Source organism: Streptomyces sp. NPDC002156, assembly GCF_053593675.1.
Genome location: NZ_JBSFDA010000370.1, coordinates 1 through 1,102 on the forward strand (window position 1 = coordinate 1; position 1,102 = coordinate 1,102).

1 pseudogene is annotated in these 1,102 nt (G+C 69.5%); it reads right to left on the reverse strand.

The features are described 5' to 3' along the window. Positions 1–1,102 (reverse strand): annotated as a pseudogene (locus ACWCRB_RS49760) (2-oxoacid:acceptor oxidoreductase subunit alpha); the annotation flags it as partial.

Here is a 1,102-nt window from a genome sequence, read left to right on the forward strand (position 1 = left end):
CGCCTGAGCACCTCACCGAGATTGCCCGGGAAAGGGTTGAGGTGACGCAGATGCGCCTGCGCGATCGGCTGCCCGCCCGCCCGCAGCCGCCGTACGGCCGCGGTGATCGGCCCGTAGGTGGAACCCCAGCCCAGCACCAGGGTGTTGGCGGCGCCCGACGGATCGTCGACTTCGAGATCCGGTACGTCGATGCCGTCGATCTTGGCCTGGCGGGTACGGACCATCAGGTCGTGGTTGGCCGGATCGTAGGAGATGTTGCCCGTGCCGTCCTGCTTCTCGATGCCCCCGATCCGGTGTTCGAGCCCGGGGGTGCCGGGGATCGCCCACGGCCGGGCGAGGGTCTGCGGGTCCCGCTTGTAGGGCCAGAACACCTCGGTGCCGTCGTCGAGGGTGTGGTTGGGTCCCTGGGCGAACTGCACCCGCAGATCGGGCAGTCCGTCGACCTCGGGGATGCGCCAGGGCTCCGAGCCGTTGGCGAGATACCCGTCGGAGAGCAGGAAGACGGGCGTGCGGTAGGTGAGCGCGATCCGGGCCGCCTCGATCGCCGCGTCGAAGCAGTCGGCGGGCGTGCACGGGGCCACGATCGGGACCGGGGCCTCGCCGTTGCGCCCGAACATGGCCTGCAACAGGTCGGCCTGCTCGGTCTTGGTCGGCAGCCCGGTGGAGGGCCCGCCGCGCTGGATGTCGATGACCAGCAAGGGCAGTTCCATCGAAACGGCCAGCCCGATGGTCTCGGACTTCAGCGCCACGCCCGGCCCGGAGGTGGTGGTGACGGCCAGCGCCCCGCCGAAGGCGGCGCCCAACGCGGCCCCGATACCGGCGATCTCGTCCTCGGCCTGGAAGGTCCGGACCCCGAAGTTCTTGTGCCGGCTCAGCTCGTGCAGGATGTCCGAGGCGGGCGTGATCGGATACGACCCCAAGTACAGCGGCAGATCGGCCTGTTGACCGGCCGCGATGAGCCCGTACGACAGAGCCAGGTTCCCGGAGATGTTGCGATAGGTCCCGGTAGGGAACGCGGCCGACGCAGGAGCAACCTCGTACGAGACCGCAAAATCCTCAGTCGTCTCCCCGAAGTTCCAACCGGCCCTGAACGCGGCGAGGT